The 15,389-nt window shown below is 62.4% G+C and carries 13 protein-coding genes; 6 read left to right on the top strand and 7 right to left on the bottom strand.

The features are described from left to right. Positions 1-14: 14 nt before the first annotated feature. Positions 15-596 (bottom strand): DUF930 domain-containing protein, encoded by a 582-nt coding sequence (locus BMX61_RS15095; RefSeq protein ID WP_170854951.1) that lies wholly within the window; start codon positions 594-596, stop codon positions 15-17. 383 nt (positions 597-979) lie between these two features. After that, a complete protein-coding gene (locus BMX61_RS15100; RefSeq protein ID WP_075626448.1) occupies positions 980-1,270 on the bottom strand; it encodes a hypothetical protein in 291 nt (96 codons plus the stop codon). 275 nt (positions 1,271-1,545) lie between these two features. Here BMX61_RS15100 and hemF point away from each other — a divergent pair, with 275 nt between their 5' ends. Continuing rightward, the gene (gene hemF / locus BMX61_RS15105; RefSeq protein WP_075626569.1) at positions 1,546-2,451 is read left to right on the top strand and encodes an oxygen-dependent coproporphyrinogen oxidase; all 906 of its coding nucleotides are present in this window, start codon (positions 1,546-1,548) and stop codon (positions 2,449-2,451) included. 274 nt (positions 2,452-2,725) lie between these two features. Here the strand turns inward: hemF and BMX61_RS15110 are convergent, their stop codons facing one another. Further along, positions 2,726-5,062: an NADP-dependent malic enzyme gene (locus BMX61_RS15110; RefSeq protein ID WP_075626447.1), complete on the bottom strand. Its 2,337-nt coding sequence runs from the start codon at positions 5,060-5,062 to the stop codon at positions 2,726-2,728. Positions 5,063-5,233: 171 nt separating this feature from the next. Here BMX61_RS15110 and BMX61_RS15115 point away from each other — a divergent pair, with 171 nt between their 5' ends. After that, complete coding sequence (locus tag BMX61_RS15115; RefSeq protein WP_075626446.1) at positions 5,234-6,112, top strand: UDP-2,3-diacylglucosamine diphosphatase; 879 nt, start codon at positions 5,234-5,236, stop codon at positions 6,110-6,112. Positions 6,113-6,207: 95 nt separating this feature from the next. On the opposite strand, the gene BMX61_RS15120 is transcribed toward BMX61_RS15115, so the two are convergent. Beyond that, positions 6,208-6,666: a MarR family winged helix-turn-helix transcriptional regulator gene (locus tag BMX61_RS15120; protein ID WP_092742804.1), complete on the bottom strand. Its 459-nt coding sequence runs from the start codon at positions 6,664-6,666 to the stop codon at positions 6,208-6,210. A gap of 83 nt (positions 6,667-6,749) precedes the next feature. On the opposite strand from BMX61_RS15120, the gene BMX61_RS15125 reads away from it, so the two are divergent. Beyond that, positions 6,750-7,433: a glutathione S-transferase family protein gene (locus BMX61_RS15125; protein ID WP_075626444.1), complete on the top strand. Its 684-nt coding sequence runs from the start codon at positions 6,750-6,752 to the stop codon at positions 7,431-7,433. Positions 7,434-7,526: 93 nt separating this feature from the next. On the opposite strand, the gene BMX61_RS15130 is transcribed toward BMX61_RS15125, so the two are convergent. Together BMX61_RS15130 and BMX61_RS15135 are read right to left on the bottom strand one after the other, a co-directional pair. Continuing rightward, positions 7,527-9,383, bottom strand: coding sequence for an ABC transporter ATP-binding protein (locus BMX61_RS15130; protein WP_075626568.1), 1,857 nt, complete (start codon positions 9,381-9,383; stop codon positions 7,527-7,529). 384 nt (positions 9,384-9,767) lie between these two features. Further along, a complete protein-coding gene (locus tag BMX61_RS15135; RefSeq protein WP_075626443.1) occupies positions 9,768-10,592 on the bottom strand; it encodes a TolB family protein in 825 nt (274 codons plus the stop codon). A gap of 458 nt (positions 10,593-11,050) precedes the next feature. Between BMX61_RS15135 and BMX61_RS15140 the strand changes: the two genes are divergently transcribed. The 3 genes from BMX61_RS15140 (at position 11,051) to BMX61_RS15150 (ending at position 14,498) form a co-directional block, all read left to right on the top strand. Continuing rightward, entirely contained in the window at positions 11,051-13,009 is a 1,959-nt protein-coding gene (locus BMX61_RS15140) for an LTA synthase family protein (RefSeq protein WP_083639313.1), read from the top strand. A gap of 80 nt (positions 13,010-13,089) precedes the next feature. Continuing rightward, a complete protein-coding gene (locus BMX61_RS15145) occupies positions 13,090-13,653 on the top strand; it encodes a DUF1003 domain-containing protein (RefSeq protein ID WP_075626442.1) in 564 nt (187 codons plus the stop codon). A 251-nt stretch (positions 13,654-13,904) separates the two neighbouring features. Next, positions 13,905-14,498, top strand: a complete 594-nt coding sequence (locus tag BMX61_RS15150; protein WP_234794702.1) for an ABC-type transport auxiliary lipoprotein family protein — start codon at positions 13,905-13,907, stop codon at positions 14,496-14,498. 231 nt (positions 14,499-14,729) lie between these two features. Here the strand turns inward: BMX61_RS15150 and BMX61_RS15155 are convergent, their stop codons facing one another. After that, positions 14,730-15,008, bottom strand: coding sequence for a BON domain-containing protein (locus BMX61_RS15155; protein ID WP_075626566.1), 279 nt, complete (start codon positions 15,006-15,008; stop codon positions 14,730-14,732). Positions 15,009-15,389: the final 381 nt, after the last annotated feature.

A 15,389-nucleotide genomic window follows, 5' to 3' on the forward strand; every position in this document is an offset into this window, starting at 1 on the left:
CGGCTGTCATGCCGTCAATCCGAGGCGCCGTCCTCCGTCGGCAGGGAATAGCTGCTCCACTGATCGGCAGCGATATCCTCGCCGATGGCGAAGGCGAACTGGGTGACCTTGGCATGGTCCGGCGAGACGCCGCAGCGATAGCGCATGCGGACCCAGTGCTTGCGATCATGAAAGGCCGCGCCATCGGCGGTGAAAACCGCGCCCGACAGCGCCGGCGGCTTGATTGCATAGGCGATGATGAAGTCGGGCCGCCGACTTGGCCGGAGCCGATGGATCTGCTCCATGGCCTCGATGTTGCAGAGCTGTTCGATCCGGTCGTCCGGTGCCAGGGCGCGCAGGGCTTTCACCGCACCATGGCTGCGCGGATCCTTGAGGATCGTTTCGGAAAACAGCCGCTTTGCCGGCGGGAGATCAGGCAGCTTGCTGCCGGCTTGATCCTCGCCAGCCGGCACAGGCGGCGGGCTGGCGGATGTTGGAGCGGGTGCTTGAGGAGAAGGCGGCGGTGGGGCTGCGTCTGGCACTTCCCCGTTTTTCGACGTCGCGTCTTGTGCTTCGCGCACGCGCATCTCGATCCCGGCGCTCTCAGTCCCGCTCACGGTTGTCTGTGTGTCGGAAGGCGGCATGGAGCTTGGTTGCGGCGGGCGCTCGGGCAGCGTCACCACGTCGACAGAGAGGCCTTCATCGGCTGGGGCTGGCGGCTTCGGCAAAGGCCGGAGCAGGATTGGCAGAAAAAGCAGATGGAGCGCGAGCGAAACCAGGACAAACGCAGTGAGCCATGCGTTTCCATTCCGGCTCGGCAGGGGGCGACGGGGACGCTGTGGCTGCAGGGATCCTAAAGGCCCCAGCGACCATGGCCCGGCTGTCGACACGTCTTTCGACATACCGCCTGCCTTCCGTTCGTTTCCTCACAACGGGGTCAGCTTATTTCAGCGGCTTTGAAACTGCAACGGTGCGACGATCGATCGAGCCGAGCCGACGCTCAATCGGCCGTTGGCAGACGACGCATGGTGAACTCGATCTGGTCGCCATCCAGCATGCGCCAGCTTTCCACTTCGGTCCAATAGGCGGCCTTGGGCCACGTCTCGAACCACTCCCGCGCCTTTTCCCGCGCAGCCTCGCGCCGCAGCAGGAAGGTCTCGCGAATGAAGCTGTCGACCTTGCGGCGCGCCGGCGCATCACCCGTGCCTGTCTCGGCACGGCCGCGCGCGATCTGCCGCTTCAGCCCGTCCAGCGGCGGGCGGCCTGTGGACAGTCTCGCCTTGTCCTTCATCGAGAGCTCTCTCGTGCCGATCCAGCCCGTACGGGCCTTCGCTTTTGAAATGGTCGCTTTCATCGACAGAAGATAGGGATTTAGATGACGTTTGGCGAGTCCAGTGCGGTGATTTCAGGAAAAAATACCTGTCATTACGGACTATGACACCGAAAGGCCTCTTGCAAAAGGGCTTCGCAGGCGAGGGAAGGCAGGGTAAGGACAAGGCCGAGAACAAGCCTTCAGAAGCTGACGACCCAGTGCAGGCAATGCCGGTGGCGCATGAGGAGACGAGCATGGACCGACCGAACCTGCCGCAAGGCCTGCCCGCCGATATCGAAGAGAAGAAGGCGGCTGCCGAAGCGTGGTTCCAGACCTTGCGCGACCGCATCTGCGCCGATTTCGAAGCCTTGGAAGAGGCGCATCACGCCGGCACTGACGCGCCCGGCCGCTTCGTGCGGACGCCCTGGGCACGCGACGGCGGCGCGGGTGGTGGCGGCGTGATGTCGATGCTGTCAGGCCGGGTCTTCGAGAAGGTCGGCGTGCACACCTCGACCGTCCACGGCGAGTTTTCACCGGAATTTCGGGCGCAGATCCCCGGTGCCTCGGAAAATCCGGCCTTCTGGGCCTCAGGCATCTCGCTGATTGCCCACCCCGTCAATCCTAACGTGCCCGCCGTGCACATGAACACGCGCATGGTGGTGACCACCAGCCGGTGGTTCGGCGGCGGCGCTGATCTGACGCCCGTTCTCGATCGTCGGCGCAGACAGGACGACATCGACACGCAACGCTTTCACGCGGCGCTGAAGGCGGCCTGCGATGCCCATGCCGTGGCCGATCACATGCGCTTCAAGGAATGGTGCGACGACTATTTCTTCCTCAAGCACCGCAACGAGCCGCGCGGCACCGGCGGCATCTTCTATGACTGGCTGCATTCGTCTGAAGAGGTTGGCGGTTGGGCGGCGGATTTCGCCTTTACCCGCGCCGTCGGCGAGAGCTTCCGCGCGATCTATTGCGATCTGGTGCGTGCCAATGTCGAGACGCCTTGGACGGATGGTGACCGCGAGGAGCAATTGATCCGCCGCGGCCGCTATGTCGAATTCAACCTGCTCTATGACCGTGGCACGATCTTCGGGCTGAAGACCGGCGGCAATGTCGACAGCATTCTGTCCTCCATGCCGCCTCTTGTGCGCTGGCCGTAAATCGCGCTTTCAGAAGGATATCGGGCAGATGCAGGAGAAGCTTAATGTCTGGAGCCTGCGCGTGCGCGCCGGCTTTTCACAGACCAAGACCGGTTTTCAGATGCGGCGGCTGGAACGGCAGGGCTGACGCAAAGGTCTGCTTTCCGCCACATTATCGTCGTCCTCGGGTGTGTCCCTAGGATCGCCTGTATTTGATTAAATCGCCCATTTGCAGATGCTCCGGACAAGCCCGAGCCGGACGCGCGGCAGCGACGCCACCGCGCGGCGGTTCCCGTTAAACCGGATGCGTCGCTTCGACGACGGCCAGCGCTGCCATGTTGACCACGCCGCGCGAGGTCACGGACGGCGAGAGAATATGGGCAGGCTGGGCCGAACCCAGCAGCATCGGCCCGACATGCAGGCCGTCCATCATGCTCTTCACCACGCCGAGTGTGATGTTGGCGGCGTCGAGGTTCGGGAAGACCAGCAAGTTGGCTTCGCCCGTCAGCGTGCTGTCGGGCATGACACGTCGGCGCAAAACTTCCGAAATCGCCGAGTCGCCGTGCATTTCGCCATCCACTTCGAGATCGGGCGCGATCTCGCGCAGGATTTCGAGCGCCCTGCGCATCTTCGAGGCGCTCTCGGATTCGCGCGAGCCGAAATTCGAATGCGAGACGAGTGCTGCACGCGGGGTGATGCCGAAGCGGCGGATGGCCTGGGCCGCCATCACCGTCTTCTGCGCGATTTCTTCAGAGCTTGGATTGAAGGTGACGAAGGTGTCGGTGAGGAAGATCGCGCCGCGCTGCAGGATCAGCAGGCTGAGGGCGGAGAAGTCCAGGACGCCGTCGCGCTTGCCGATGATCTGCGAGACATCGCGCAGGTGCTTGTTGTAGCGGCCTTCGACACCGCAGATCAGCGCATCGGCCTCGCCGCGCTTGACCGAGAGCGCGCCGATGACGGTCTGGTTCGTGCGCACGATCGTCCGCGCGGCTTCCGGGATGACGCCGAGGCGACCGACGAGCGCGAAATAATCGTCGACATAGTCACGGAAGCGGCTGTCGCTTTCCGGGTTGATCACTTCGAAATCGGTCTCCGGACGAATGCGCAGGCCGTAGCGCTTCAGCCGGTTCTCGATGATCTGCGGACGGCCGATCAGGATTGGACGCGCCGTGCCTTCTTCCAGCAGGACCTGCGCCGCGCGCAGCACGCGCTCATCCTCGCCTTCTGCGAAGATCACGCGATTCTTTGGCGCATCCTTTGCCTCGGTGAAGATCGGCTTCATGATGAAGCCGGAGCGGAAGACGAAGCGGTTGAGCTGGTCGAGATAGGCGTCGAAATCGGCGATGGGCCGCGTGGCGACGCCGCTTTCGGCAGCGGCGCGGGCGACCGCCGGCGCGATGCGCAGGATCAGGCGCTGGTCGAAAGGCGAGGGGATCAGGTAGTCCGGTCCAAAGATCGGCGTTTCCCCGCTATAGGCACGGGCAGCGACATCGGACGGCTCTTCGCGCGCCAGGCCTGCGATCGCCCGGACCGCCGCCATCTTCATTTCTTCATTGATGGTCGAGGCGCCGCAATCCAGCGCGCCGCGGAAGATATAGGGGAAGCAAAGGACGTTGTTGACCTGGTTGGGGAAGTCCGACCGGCCCGTGCAGATCATCGCGTCCGGGCGCGCGGCGCGCGCCAGCTCCGGCATGATCTCCGGCGTCGGATTGGCAAGCGCCATGATCAGCGGCCGCTCGGCCATCTGCACCAGAAGCTCCGGCTTCAGCACGCCGGCGGCCGAAAGCCCAAGGAAGACATCGGCGCCGCCAATGGAATCGGCCAGCGTGCGCTTGTCGCTCTTCTGCTCATAGACCGACTTCCAAGGATCCATCAGCACTTCGCGGCCTTCATAAACCAGGCCTTCGAGGTCGTGCACCCAGATGTTCTCGCGCTTGACCCCGAGATTGACCAGGAGGTTGAGGCAGGCAAGCGCGGCTGCGCCCGCGCCTGACGTGACGATCTTCGCGTCTTCGATCTTCTTGCCCGCCAGCTCCAGCCCATTGAGCACGGCGGCGGCAACGATGATCGCGGTGCCATGCTGATCGTCGTGGAAGACCGGGATGTTCATCGTCTCGCGCAGGCGGCGCTCGACCTCGAAACATTCGGGCGCTTTGATATCCTCGAGATTGATGCCGCCGAAGGTCGGCTCCAGCGCCGAGACGACATCGACCATGCGCTCGATCTCCGGCGCGTCGATCTCGATGTCGAAGACATCGATGCCGGCGAATTTCTTGAAGAGCACGGCCTTGCCCTCCATCACCGGCTTGGAGGCGAGGGGCCCGATATTGCCGAGCCCGAGCACGGCCGAGCCATTCGACACCACCGCGACCAGATTGGCGCGGGCCGTGTAATCGGCCGCCGTGCGCGGATCGTCGCGGATGGCGAGACAGGGGGCTGCGACGCCCGGCGAATAGGCCAGCGCTAGATCGCGCTGGTTGCCCAGCGGCTTGGTCGGCTGGATCTCCAACTTGCCCGGATGCGGATAGCGGTGGAAGAACAGCGCCTGTGCGTCGAGATCGCCGCTGGTGGGCGAAGGCTTGGCTGTGCGGACATGCTTGTCGCCAGGAATGGTCTTGTCGCCGCTGCTCATGCTCTCTCACCCTTCTGATCGTCTGGTAGGGCCGCGTTTTGGCATGATTAGCGTGGATCGTACAGGTCGTTTTCATGGCTGCATGGCTGCGTTGCGCTGCGTGTCATGCTCCTGAAACACGAGTCTGGTTTTCAAGCTTGCAAGGGGTGTAGCCAGAACGAGGTGCAGACCATGGCCGAGGCCGAAACCAACCGCGCAATCGACAAACCGGCCATCCACAAGCCGTCCGAGGAGCGCCGCTTTCGCACGCTGTTCATCTCGGATGTGCATCTGGGCTCCAAGGCCGCCCGCACCGATTATCTTCTGGACTTCCTGCGCCATCATGACGCCGAGACGATCATTCTCGTCGGCGATATCGTCGATGGCTGGCGTCTCAAGCGCAGCTGGTACTGGCCGCAATCCTGCAATGACGTGGTGCAGAAGCTTCTGCGCAAGGCGCGCAAGGGCACGCGGATTATCTATATTCCGGGCAATCACGACGAGTTCCTGCGCGACTTCCCCGGCGTGCACTTCGGCGGCATCGAGGTGGCGACCCGGCATATGCACGAGGCGGCCGATGGCAAGCGCTATCTGGTGCTGCATGGCGACGAGTTCGACGTCGTCGTGCGCAATGCGCGCATCCTCGCCTATCTCGGCGACTGGGCCTATGATGCGGCCATCGTCATCAATATCGGCCTTTCGGCCGTGCGCCGCCGGCTGGGCCTGCCCTACTGGTCCTTCTCGGCCTGGGCCAAGCTGCAAGTCAAGCATGCCGTCAATTTCATCGGCGCCTTCCAGAAGGCCGTTGCCGACGACGCGCGCCGCGCCGGCGCCGACGGCGTGATCTGCGGCCATATCCACCACGCGCTGATCGAGGATATCGAAGGTGTGCGCTACATCAACACGGGCGACTGGGTGGAAAGCTGTACCGCCGTGGCCGAGCATTTCGACGGCCGGATGGAGCTGATGACCTGGCACGCGGTGCAAAAGCGTCCTGTCCTGGCTGAACCGGAAGACGGCGATGAAGCCCAGGCCGTGTTGGCGCAGCTGATGGCGCGGCATGCGGCGTGAGGCGCGGAAAGCGCAAAACTCGTGAGTGCAAGCTGACAATATTCATATTGATGCGAAACGACGGGTGCTACGTAAGCGACGCCGTGAACTCGTCTTCACAGCCCGCGCGTGAGCCGAGACATCAAGTCTGAGAGCTGGCTCGCCTGTTCGTCATCAATCTTCTCGCCCACATGCCGCTGTAACGCCGCAGCATAAACGCGCCACATGGCCGCCTGCATCGCACGTCCCTTGGCTGTCAGGATCACCCACCGGCCGCGCGCATCCTCAGCATGAACCGCTCGCTCAACCAGCTCCGCCTTCTCCATTCTGTCGAGCAGTCTAGAGAGATTGTGCTGAGCCATCAACGTCCTCTCCTCGATCTCGAAAGGTCGTAGCCGTCCACTCTCGGCGCGTGAAAGTTCCAGCATCACATCATACCAGCCGAGCGGCGGCAGATTTTCTGCTTTGAGGGCACGTTCCATCGCGGCGAGCAGGAGTTGCTGCGTGCGCATGATCGAAATCCAGGCGTTCGTTACGGCAGGCGAGGGTTTCATTTTCGCGTCTCGTCGGTCCATCGATATAAATGCAGATACATCTATATTGACTGCCTGGGCAAGCCATCAAATAGATGCACTTGCATCTAATTGGGAGCCCGATTATGTCTGACGAGAAATTGACCCTGATCAGCCATCACCTTTGCCCTTATGTCCAAAGAGTGGCGATAGCGCTTTTGGAAAAAGGCATCCCGTTTGAGCGGCAATATGTCGATCTCTCGGCCAAGCCGGACTGGTTCCTTTCTCTGTCGCCCTTGGGCAAGGTGCCGCTCTTGCTTGTGCAGCGCGATTTGGATGAGCAGACGGTGCTGTTCGAAAGCAATGTCATTTGTGAATATGTGGAGGATATGCCGTTCGGCCCGCCGCTCCACCCGGACGATTGTCTGATACGCGCGCGTCACAGAGCGTGGATGGAGTTTGGTTCGTCTGTGCTCTCGGATCTATGGGGATTCGAAACGGCGAAAGACGCCCAGACCTATGCCGCGAAGCGCCATCATTTGATTGAAAAATTTCGGAGGGTCGAGGCAGAGTTGGGTCACGGGCCGTATTTTGATGGCGAGCGGTTCAGCCTTGTCGATGCGGTCTTCGCGCCGATCTTTCGATACTTCGACGTTTTTGACAGGATCTCGCCGACCGGGATCTTCGAAGGCATGCCGCGTGTCGCTGGTTGGCGTGCCGCTCTGTCGGCCCGGCCCAGTGTTCGTTCAGCGGTCACTCAGGATTATGACGACCATCTGCTCGTCTTCTTGAAAAATCATGATGCCTGGCTGCTGAAAGCTGCTGCATGACACCATGCCGGCCATGCGTATGGCAGGGATTGGACATTCGCCAGGCCGAACAAGAACCTCCCCCGCGCTTTCCCACGGGGGAGGTCTCTTCTCTCACTGCGCCGCCTCGGCCGTCCCGTCGTCTTCCGTCAGGAAGCCGCCGGATTGGCGGGACCAGAGGTCGGCATAAAGGCCGGCCTGGCGGACCAGGGCGTCGTGGGTGCCGGTCTCGACGATCCGGCCGTGGTCGAGGACGATCAGCCGGTCCATCTCGGTCAGCGTCGACAGGCGGTGGGCGATCGCGATCACCGTCTTGCCCTGCATCAGGGCGAAGAGGTTTTCCTGGATCGCGGCTTCCACTTCCGAGTCGAGCGCCGAAGTGGCTTCGTCCAGGATCAGGATCGGCGCGTCCTTCAGGAAGACGCGGGCGATCGCCACACGCTGGCGCTGGCCGCCGGACAGTTTCACCCCGCGCTCGCCGACATGCGCGTCGAGCCCGTTGCGGCCCTGCAGGTCGGTCAGGCCCTCGATGAAGTCCCAGGCATTGGCCCGCTTGGCCGCATCGATGATCTCCGCGTCGCTCGCCTCCGGACGGCCATAGGCGATGTTGTCGCGGATCGAGCGGTGCAGAAGCGCCGTATCCTGGGTCACCACGCCGATGGCCTGACGCAGGCTGTCCTGCGTCACCTTGGCGATATCCTGGCCGTCGACCGTGATGCGCCCGCCTTCCAGATCGTAGAAGCGCAGAAGCAGGTTCATCAGCGTCGTCTTGCCGGCGCCGGAGCGCCCGACCAGTCCGATCTTCTCGCCGGCGGCAATGTCGAGCGCCAAGCCTTCGATCAGCCCTTTGCCCGCCTTGCCATAGTGGAAACGGATGTCGTCGAAGCGAATGGCGCCGCGCGTCGCCACGAGCGGCTTGGCGTCCTCGGCATCCACGACCTCATGGGACCGCGTCATCATCGACATGCCATCATAAACGGTGCCGATCGCCTCGAACAGCGCCGCGACTTCCCACATGATCCACTGCGACATGCCGTTGATGCGCATGGCCAGACCGATGGCAACCGCCACCGAACCAACCGACACCGAGCCGCTCAGCCAGAAGCCGATGCCGCAGGCGCCGACGGCAAAGAGCGCGAGCGCGTTGTTGATGTCCACCCAGATGTTGAGCAGGGTAATTTGCCGCATCTGCCGGTGCACCGTGTCGAGAAATCCGTTCATGCCGGCTTGGGCATAGGCTTCCTCGCGACCTGCATGGGAGAAGAGCTTCACCGTGCCGATATTGGTGTAGCTGTCGGTGATCCGTCCGGTCATCAGCGAGCGCGCGTCGGCCTGCTCGCTGGAGAGCTTGCGCAGGCGCGGAATGAACAGGCTGAGAATGACGATGTAGATCACGATCCACGCGACCAGCGGCAGCACCAGCCGCCAATCCACCGCGATGACCAGCACCAGCATGGAGACGAAGAAGCTCGACGCATAGACGAAGACGTCGATGATCTTGATCACCGCTTCGCGGATCGACAGCGAGGTCTGCATGACCTTGGTGGCGACCCGGCCGGCGAACTCGTTGGCGAAGAAGCTCATCGAGTGGCGCAGTAGAAAGCGATGCATCTGCCAGCGGGCGATCATCGGGAAGTTGCCGGCCAGGACCTGATGCATGGTCAGGCTATGGATGGCGCCAATGATCGGCAGGGCGATCAGCACCAGGCCCGACATCAGCATCAGGCGCAGCCCTTCGCTCGACAGGAAGGTCTGCGGATCGGCGTGGCTCAGCCAGTCCACGATATTGCCAAGGAACTGGTAGAGCAGCACTTCGCCCAGCGCGATCAGCATCGAGCAGAGGCCGAGCACCAGCAGCCAGGGCCAGGCCGGCCGGGTATAGTGCCAGCAAAAGGCGAAAAGCCCCTTCGGCGGCTGCTTCGGCGCTGTCTCAGGATAGGGGTTGAGCCGGCGCTCGAACCAGGAAAACAGCGAGGTCATGGACATGAGAGAGCGAGCTCCCGAAAAGACGGCGACCATGCCGGCGGCCAAACGCATGAGTGCGTCTTGAGCGGGCAGGGGCCAAACATCGATGAGGCGCGGCCGGACCGGCCGCGAAACGGAACGAAAGGGAAAGATCAGAAAGACGCGCGGAGATCGGCGTGAAAAGGCCCTAAGCCAGACGCGGGGCCGGAGTCACGGTGACTCCGGCAGGGAGGCCGATACGCCATGCATTGTCCATGATGCGCCTCCTTGTTTGGCTTGAGCAACAGATATGCTTTTACCCGCCCATGTCGTATTTGACCAGTCAGCATGCTCTAAAAAGCGGCACGCGGAAAAATATGTTGCTATTCCGCAACAGCATCGCTTTGCCGGTCAGGCTGGCTCATATCGTACGAAGGCGAAGCTTTTCCCATCAGGTGCCCAGTTGGGCACATTGATCGTTCCTTGGCCGCCGAAGAGCGAAAAGAGCTCCCGCGCTTCGCTGCCATCGGGCCGCATCAGCCGGAGCCGGACATCCAGATCGCGTGGATGATCGAAAACCTCGCCATCGTAGGAGAGCACGAGCAGATGGCGCCCGTCGGGCGAGGGATGAGGGAACCAGTCGCCATAGGGGCTGTCGGTAATCCGCTCGACATTGCTGCCATCGGCGCGCACACGCCAAATCTGCATGCGTCCGCTGCGGCTGGAATTGAAATAGATCCAGGCGCCGTCATGGCCATAGTCCGGCCCGTCATTGCGGCCCTCGCCGTGGGTCAGGCGCAGCTCGTCGCCGCCATCGATGTCGATCGTGTAAATGTCGAAGACCTGATCGCGGATGCCGCAATACGCAAGCCGGGTTCCATCCGGCGACCAGCCATGCCAGTAGGAGGGCAGGTTGGTGGTCACCTGGCGCGGCGTGCCGCCGTCGGCCGGGAGAATATAGATACAGGATTTGCCGTGCTCGACCTTGTCGCTAATCGCCAGAAGACGGCCGTCGGGGGAAAGCCCGTGATCATTGTTGCAGGCGGTGGCAAAGCCGGTGTCGATGACCTCAAGCGCGCCCCCTGAGAGCGGCAGGCGATAAAGGCGGCCATCGCCATTGACGATCAGATGATGCCCGTCGCGCGAAAAATTGGGCGCTTCGATCAACTGGTCCGTCTGGAAGATCACGCGCGTTTCGCCGCTGTCCACCGTGTAAATCTCAACGGAACTGCGCATCGTCCCTCCCAGACACCGCTCTTTCGGCTGTCACGCATGTGATATCGCTCGTTTGGCTGCCACGGATGTGTCGCGGCCAGCGACATCGTCAAGTCAGGGCCTGGAGCTGTCAAGAAAGCAGCGCGCTTGTTGCGAGTATTTGGTTTTGGATAGGCCAGAAATCGGGCTTTGCCTCCCGTTCATCCTATGTTCAAGATGACAATCTTATGACAGTTTTATGAAATCCGCTGCGAACTCCAGAGGTTCGCGCGCTGTTCGACCCGTAGGGATTGTCATGTCTGCCGAACGGAGCATCGCTTTGCGATTCTGCGTCCGCGCCTGGCTGCGTCCGATCTGCCCGAAGGCGCAGAGGGCGGAGGCGAAGTGGATTTGCCGGCGGTCCTGACCGTCGATTTTTGAGTTCGATCGGCATGATCGGCTGCCGGTGGCGCCCATTATTCCGATTCGCAAGGACGGAGATGGCATTGGCCAGCAGCGACACCGCGACCTCCCTGCCTGTCGGCCCCTTGAGCGAGACCGCCGATCTGCCTTGGCACGGCCGTCTTGGTCGCCTGCTGCCGCAGGGGCGGGCCGGTCTGTCCAGTCTGCTCCTGGTTCTGCTCCTGGTCGGAGCTGTCGAATGGATCACCCGTCGTTCCGGCACGGAAGCGCTCGCCTTTCTGCTCGATCCGCTGCGCCCAGGCCTGGCCACAGCCGGTCTGGTGATTCTGCTGGCGCTCAGCGTAGATGCATTGGCCGGGCGGCGCTATCTCGGTCTGCTGGTGCTTCTGCCGCTGGCATTGCTGCCCGCTTTCATCAGCCGGCAGAAACAGCTCTTTCTCTCCGATCCGCTCTATCCAGCCGATCTGCTTTTCGGTCGTCAGGTCATGGCGCTGATGCCGGTGCTGGTGCGCGACCGGCCGCTAATGGCCGCAGCCGTCGTCTTTGGTCTTCTGGCGCTTCTCGTTGGCCTTGCGCTGACGCTGCGGCTCTGTTGGCGGCGCTTTCCGGTGCTTTCCCTTCGCCAGCGGCTGAAACGGCTGGCCGTGGTACTGCCGATCATGGTCGCGCTTGTGCCCTTTCTCGATTATCACAATTATTTCTGGCTACGTGACCGGCTGCGCATCGTGCCGATCATGTGGGATCAGACAGAGAACTATCGGCACAATGGCTTCCTGATGGCTTTCGCGCTCAATGCGCCGATGGCCCGCGTCAGCGCGCCATCAGGCTATAGCGCCGAGGCGATCCACCGCATGGATCCGGGCCCGGTGCCCTTCGGCACCACCCACCGCACCAGCCCCGATGTGATCATGGTGATGAGCGAATCGCTCTTCGATCCCACGCGGCTGCCCAGGCTCCAGCTGAGCCCGGACCCTATGCCGACCATGCGGGCGCTGCAGTCGGGCCATGTCTTCTCGCCTGAATTTGGCGGCATGACCGCCAATGTCGAGTTCGAGGCGCTGACCGGCTTTTCCAATGCTTTCCTGCCTTACGGCAGCATTCCCTATCAGCAATATGTACGCGAGAGCCTGCCGTCGCTTGCCGCCTTTTTCCGCGCGGAAGGCTATGTGGCGCGCGCCATCCATCCTTTCCAGCGCTGGTTCTGGAACCGCGAGACCGTCTATTCGGCTTTTGGCTTCGAGGAATTTCGCTCCGAAGAGCGGCTGCCGCCGCTCGACAAGCGTGGCCAGTTCGCTTCCGACGACGCGCTGATGGGCGAAATCATGCGCCAGGCCGATCTGCTGGACCGGCCCTTCTTCTTCTTCGCCGTCACGCTGCAGGGCCATGGCCCTTACGAGGCCGGACGCTATCCGACCGAGACCGTCACCGTTACGGGCGATCTGCCGGACGCCGAGCGCGCGGCGCTGTCGACCTATGCGCAAGGCGTTCAGGAGGCGGACAAGGCATTGGCGCGGCTGATCGACTGGGCCGAACAGCGCGATCGCGAGACGATCATCCTGCTCTTTGGCGACCATCTGCCGCCGCTCAACGCCGTCTATCCCGAAAGCGGCTTCATGCCCGATGTGACGGCGGCGCGCAAAGGCAAGCCGGCCGACATGGCGCTTCAGCACGAGACGCCGCTGATCCTCTGGTCGAACCGCACGGGCCCCGTGCGCGATCTCGGCACCATAAGCCCTGCTTTGCTGCCCTACCATCTTTTGAAGGCCGGCGGGTTCGAACATCCCTTCTATACTGAGTTCCTCGGCAAGGTGGCAGCACGCTATAGTGTGCTCGACCGACATCTGCTTCTCAACGCGCAGGGCAAAGCCGCACCCGACTGGCTGCAGGCGCGCAAGCTCGATCCGCTGCTGGCGGACTACCGCATGCTTCAGCATGACATGCTGTTCGGCCGCCGCCATGGCTCGGATCCCTTCTTCCGGGGCGACGACCGGCTATTGGCCAACGAGGGACAGCATCCGGGGCGCTTTGGCGGCTGAGGGGAACGAGCCATCTTGCCAAATGGCGGCATCAGGCGGAAAAGCAGGGCCGTTCCTGGAAGAAGAAGGTCCCGCAACCGATGGTGCATCTCGACGAAACCGCCAAGCGTCTGTTTGGCAAGCCATTGGAGGCACTCGGCAATGCCGAGCGCCGGGTGCTGCACAAGGCCAAGACCCGCCAGCCGGTTTCCGAGGATCTCAATGTCACATTCGAAGCCCAGCAATCGTTCGGCGACCAGCTGGCCGACAGCATTGCCCGGATCGGTGGCTCTTGGACTTTCATCATCAGCTTCCTCTTGTTCCTGGCGGTCTGGGCCTTTGCCAACACGGTGCTTTTGACGCGCGACGCCTTCGATCCCTACCCCTTCATCTTTCTCAACCTGGTCCTCTCCATGGTGGCCGCGATCCAGGCGCCGATCATCATGATGTCACAGAACCGGCAGGCAACGCGCGACCGGCTGGATGCGAGCAAGGATTATGAGGTGAACCTGCGCTCGGAGATCGAGCTCATCTCCCTGCACAACAAGGTCGATACGATCCTGATCGCTGAAATCGCCAAGCTCCAGAACGAAGTCGCGCGCCTGCACGCGCGGCTCGACCGGGCGGGCGAGGCCGAGCCTGAAACGAGCGCGTCCGAAACCTGACCGCGCCGTCGACCCGGAGTTGGCGAAGCGATGCCGTGGCGCAAATGCACAAAGTTTAAAAAAAGCTTACCGAATGCGGGGCTTCGGCGCTTTCCGCCTTGTGTTGGCGGGCGGGCTTGCTACCGGTGGAAGAAGAGAAGATTCGGCCGCGGACGCGGCGGCAGACGCGGACCTTTCCGTTTCGGCCACGCGTCCTATGTTGCAGGCGATCGAACAGGGTTTGGAAGCGAATGACGGTTCTGCGTGGGCGGATGACGAAGCGGATGCGGCTGGCAAGAACCGGCATGCTGGCGGCCATAGGGCTGGCCTTGGTGGGTTGCGGCACACAGGCGAAGAACGATACGTTCAGCCTCTCCTCAATGCCCAGGATCGAAGGACCGGCCTCGACCCATCGGCAGATCCTCGTGCCGGAGCCGACCGCAATCAAGGCGATCGACAGCGAGAATATCGTTGTCCGGCTCAAGGACTCCGAACTGCAATATCTCGCCCAGTCACAATGGAGCGACCGCCTGCCGCGCCTTGTTCAGGCCAAGCTGGTGCAGGCTTTCGAGAATACCGGAAAGGTCGGCGGCGTCGGCAAGCCGGGCGAGGGGCTGGCGATCGATTATCAGGTCGTGACCGAAATTCGCAGTTTCGAGGTCAATACCGTCAGCGGCGACAGCGCGACGGTCGAAATCTTCGCCAAGATCGTCAATGACCGCAACGGCACGGTGCGCGCGCAAAAATCCTTCCGCGCTGTCATGCCCGCCCGTGGCAGCGGCCGCCCCGCGCTCATCGGGGCGCTCGACGCCGCCTTCGCCAAGGTCGCTGCCGATATTGTCAGCTGGACCTTGGTCTCGATCTGATCGAACAGGCTTGTCCTGGTTATTCGGTGTGGCGTGAGGGCTGCACCGACAGGCGAGCCCGAAGGTCGGTCATGCCCGACCGCATTCCGCCCTAGCAATTTAACCGCTTCGGTCCCAGAACTGGCCCGTACCCACGCGAGCGCAGGTGCGGACCAAAAATCTTTTGCGCCTTGTATTCCCCTAAGGCTGCCTATGGCGGACCGCCGGCCTCGGAAGGCCGGTGATGCCGCGTCAATGCGTGCCGGTCTGTGTCAGCGCAATCTGGTTGACCACCTCATCCACGCCCTCGACCCGCCGCGCGATTTCCTCGGCTTGGGCGATCTCTTTCTGGCTGCCGGCAAGCCCGCCGAGCGTCACGCCGTTGCCATGGGAAATCACGCTGATGCCCGTTGCATCAAGCGCATGATCAGCAGCCAGCGCATCCGCCACACGGCTTTCCAGCGCCGCCACACCATTGGCTGCCTGTTCTTTCGCCGGGGCCTCGTGGAACATTCTTTCCTTATAGACCATCGCTTCATCCTCCTGCATCGTCGCGCGCGGCTCGTTAATTGCCGGCTTTCTATCCTCTTGATAATGCTGAAAGGGGCGCTTTGGTTCAGGCCAAGCGGTGTTGCTTTCCCCAATTTCCCTGCAAGCCGGCCAAACCGGGTGCTGTACAGAGGCGCGTCAGATCATCGACGTGACAAGCGCGAATGATCAGGGACAACCGTCCTTGCCTTGAAACAGAATGCGGGAAATCACCACGCGCCCATCGGCAGCAAACCTCCGTGATCCGCAGATGTTACCGCCGACGGTCAGCAATCCGCTGCCACGATTTCTCCCCATAAAAGAGCCCGCGCCGGTTTCCCGACGCGGGCTCTTTTGATCGTCAGTGCTGCCGAGCGGCGCCCG

This window comes from Xaviernesmea oryzae, from assembly GCF_900109605.1.
GTDB lineage: Bacteria > Pseudomonadota > Alphaproteobacteria > Rhizobiales > Rhizobiaceae > Xaviernesmea > Xaviernesmea oryzae.

What these genes read in the sequence shown, in the direction of transcription:
- BMX61_RS15100 (WP_075626448.1), bottom strand. Translation starts at nt 1,270, where the DNA reads ATGAAGGACAAGGCGAGACTGTCCACAGGCCGCCCGCCGCTGGACGGG.
- hemF (WP_075626569.1), top strand. Translation starts at nt 1,546, where the DNA reads ATGGACCGACCGAACCTGCCGCAAGGCCTGCCCGCCGATATCGAAGAG.
- BMX61_RS15110 (WP_075626447.1), bottom strand. Translation starts at nt 5,062, where the DNA reads ATGAGCAGCGGCGACAAGACCATTCCTGGCGACAAGCATGTCCGCACA.
- BMX61_RS15115 (WP_075626446.1), top strand. Translation starts at nt 5,234, where the DNA reads ATGGCCGAGGCCGAAACCAACCGCGCAATCGACAAACCGGCCATCCAC.
- BMX61_RS15120 (WP_092742804.1), bottom strand. Translation starts at nt 6,666, where the DNA reads ATGGACCGACGAGACGCGAAAATGAAACCCTCGCCTGCCGTAACGAAC.
- BMX61_RS15125 (WP_075626444.1), top strand. Translation starts at nt 6,750, where the DNA reads ATGTCTGACGAGAAATTGACCCTGATCAGCCATCACCTTTGCCCTTAT.
- BMX61_RS15135 (WP_075626443.1), bottom strand. Translation starts at nt 10,592, where the DNA reads ATGCGCAGTTCCGTTGAGATTTACACGGTGGACAGCGGCGAAACGCGC.
- BMX61_RS15140 (WP_083639313.1), top strand. Translation starts at nt 11,051, where the DNA reads ATGGCATTGGCCAGCAGCGACACCGCGACCTCCCTGCCTGTCGGCCCC.
- BMX61_RS15145 (WP_075626442.1), top strand. Translation starts at nt 13,090, where the DNA reads ATGGTGCATCTCGACGAAACCGCCAAGCGTCTGTTTGGCAAGCCATTG.
- BMX61_RS15150 (WP_234794702.1), top strand. Translation starts at nt 13,905, where the DNA reads ATGACGAAGCGGATGCGGCTGGCAAGAACCGGCATGCTGGCGGCCATA.
- BMX61_RS15155 (WP_075626566.1), bottom strand. Translation starts at nt 15,008, where the DNA reads ATGGTCTATAAGGAAAGAATGTTCCACGAGGCCCCGGCGAAAGAACAG.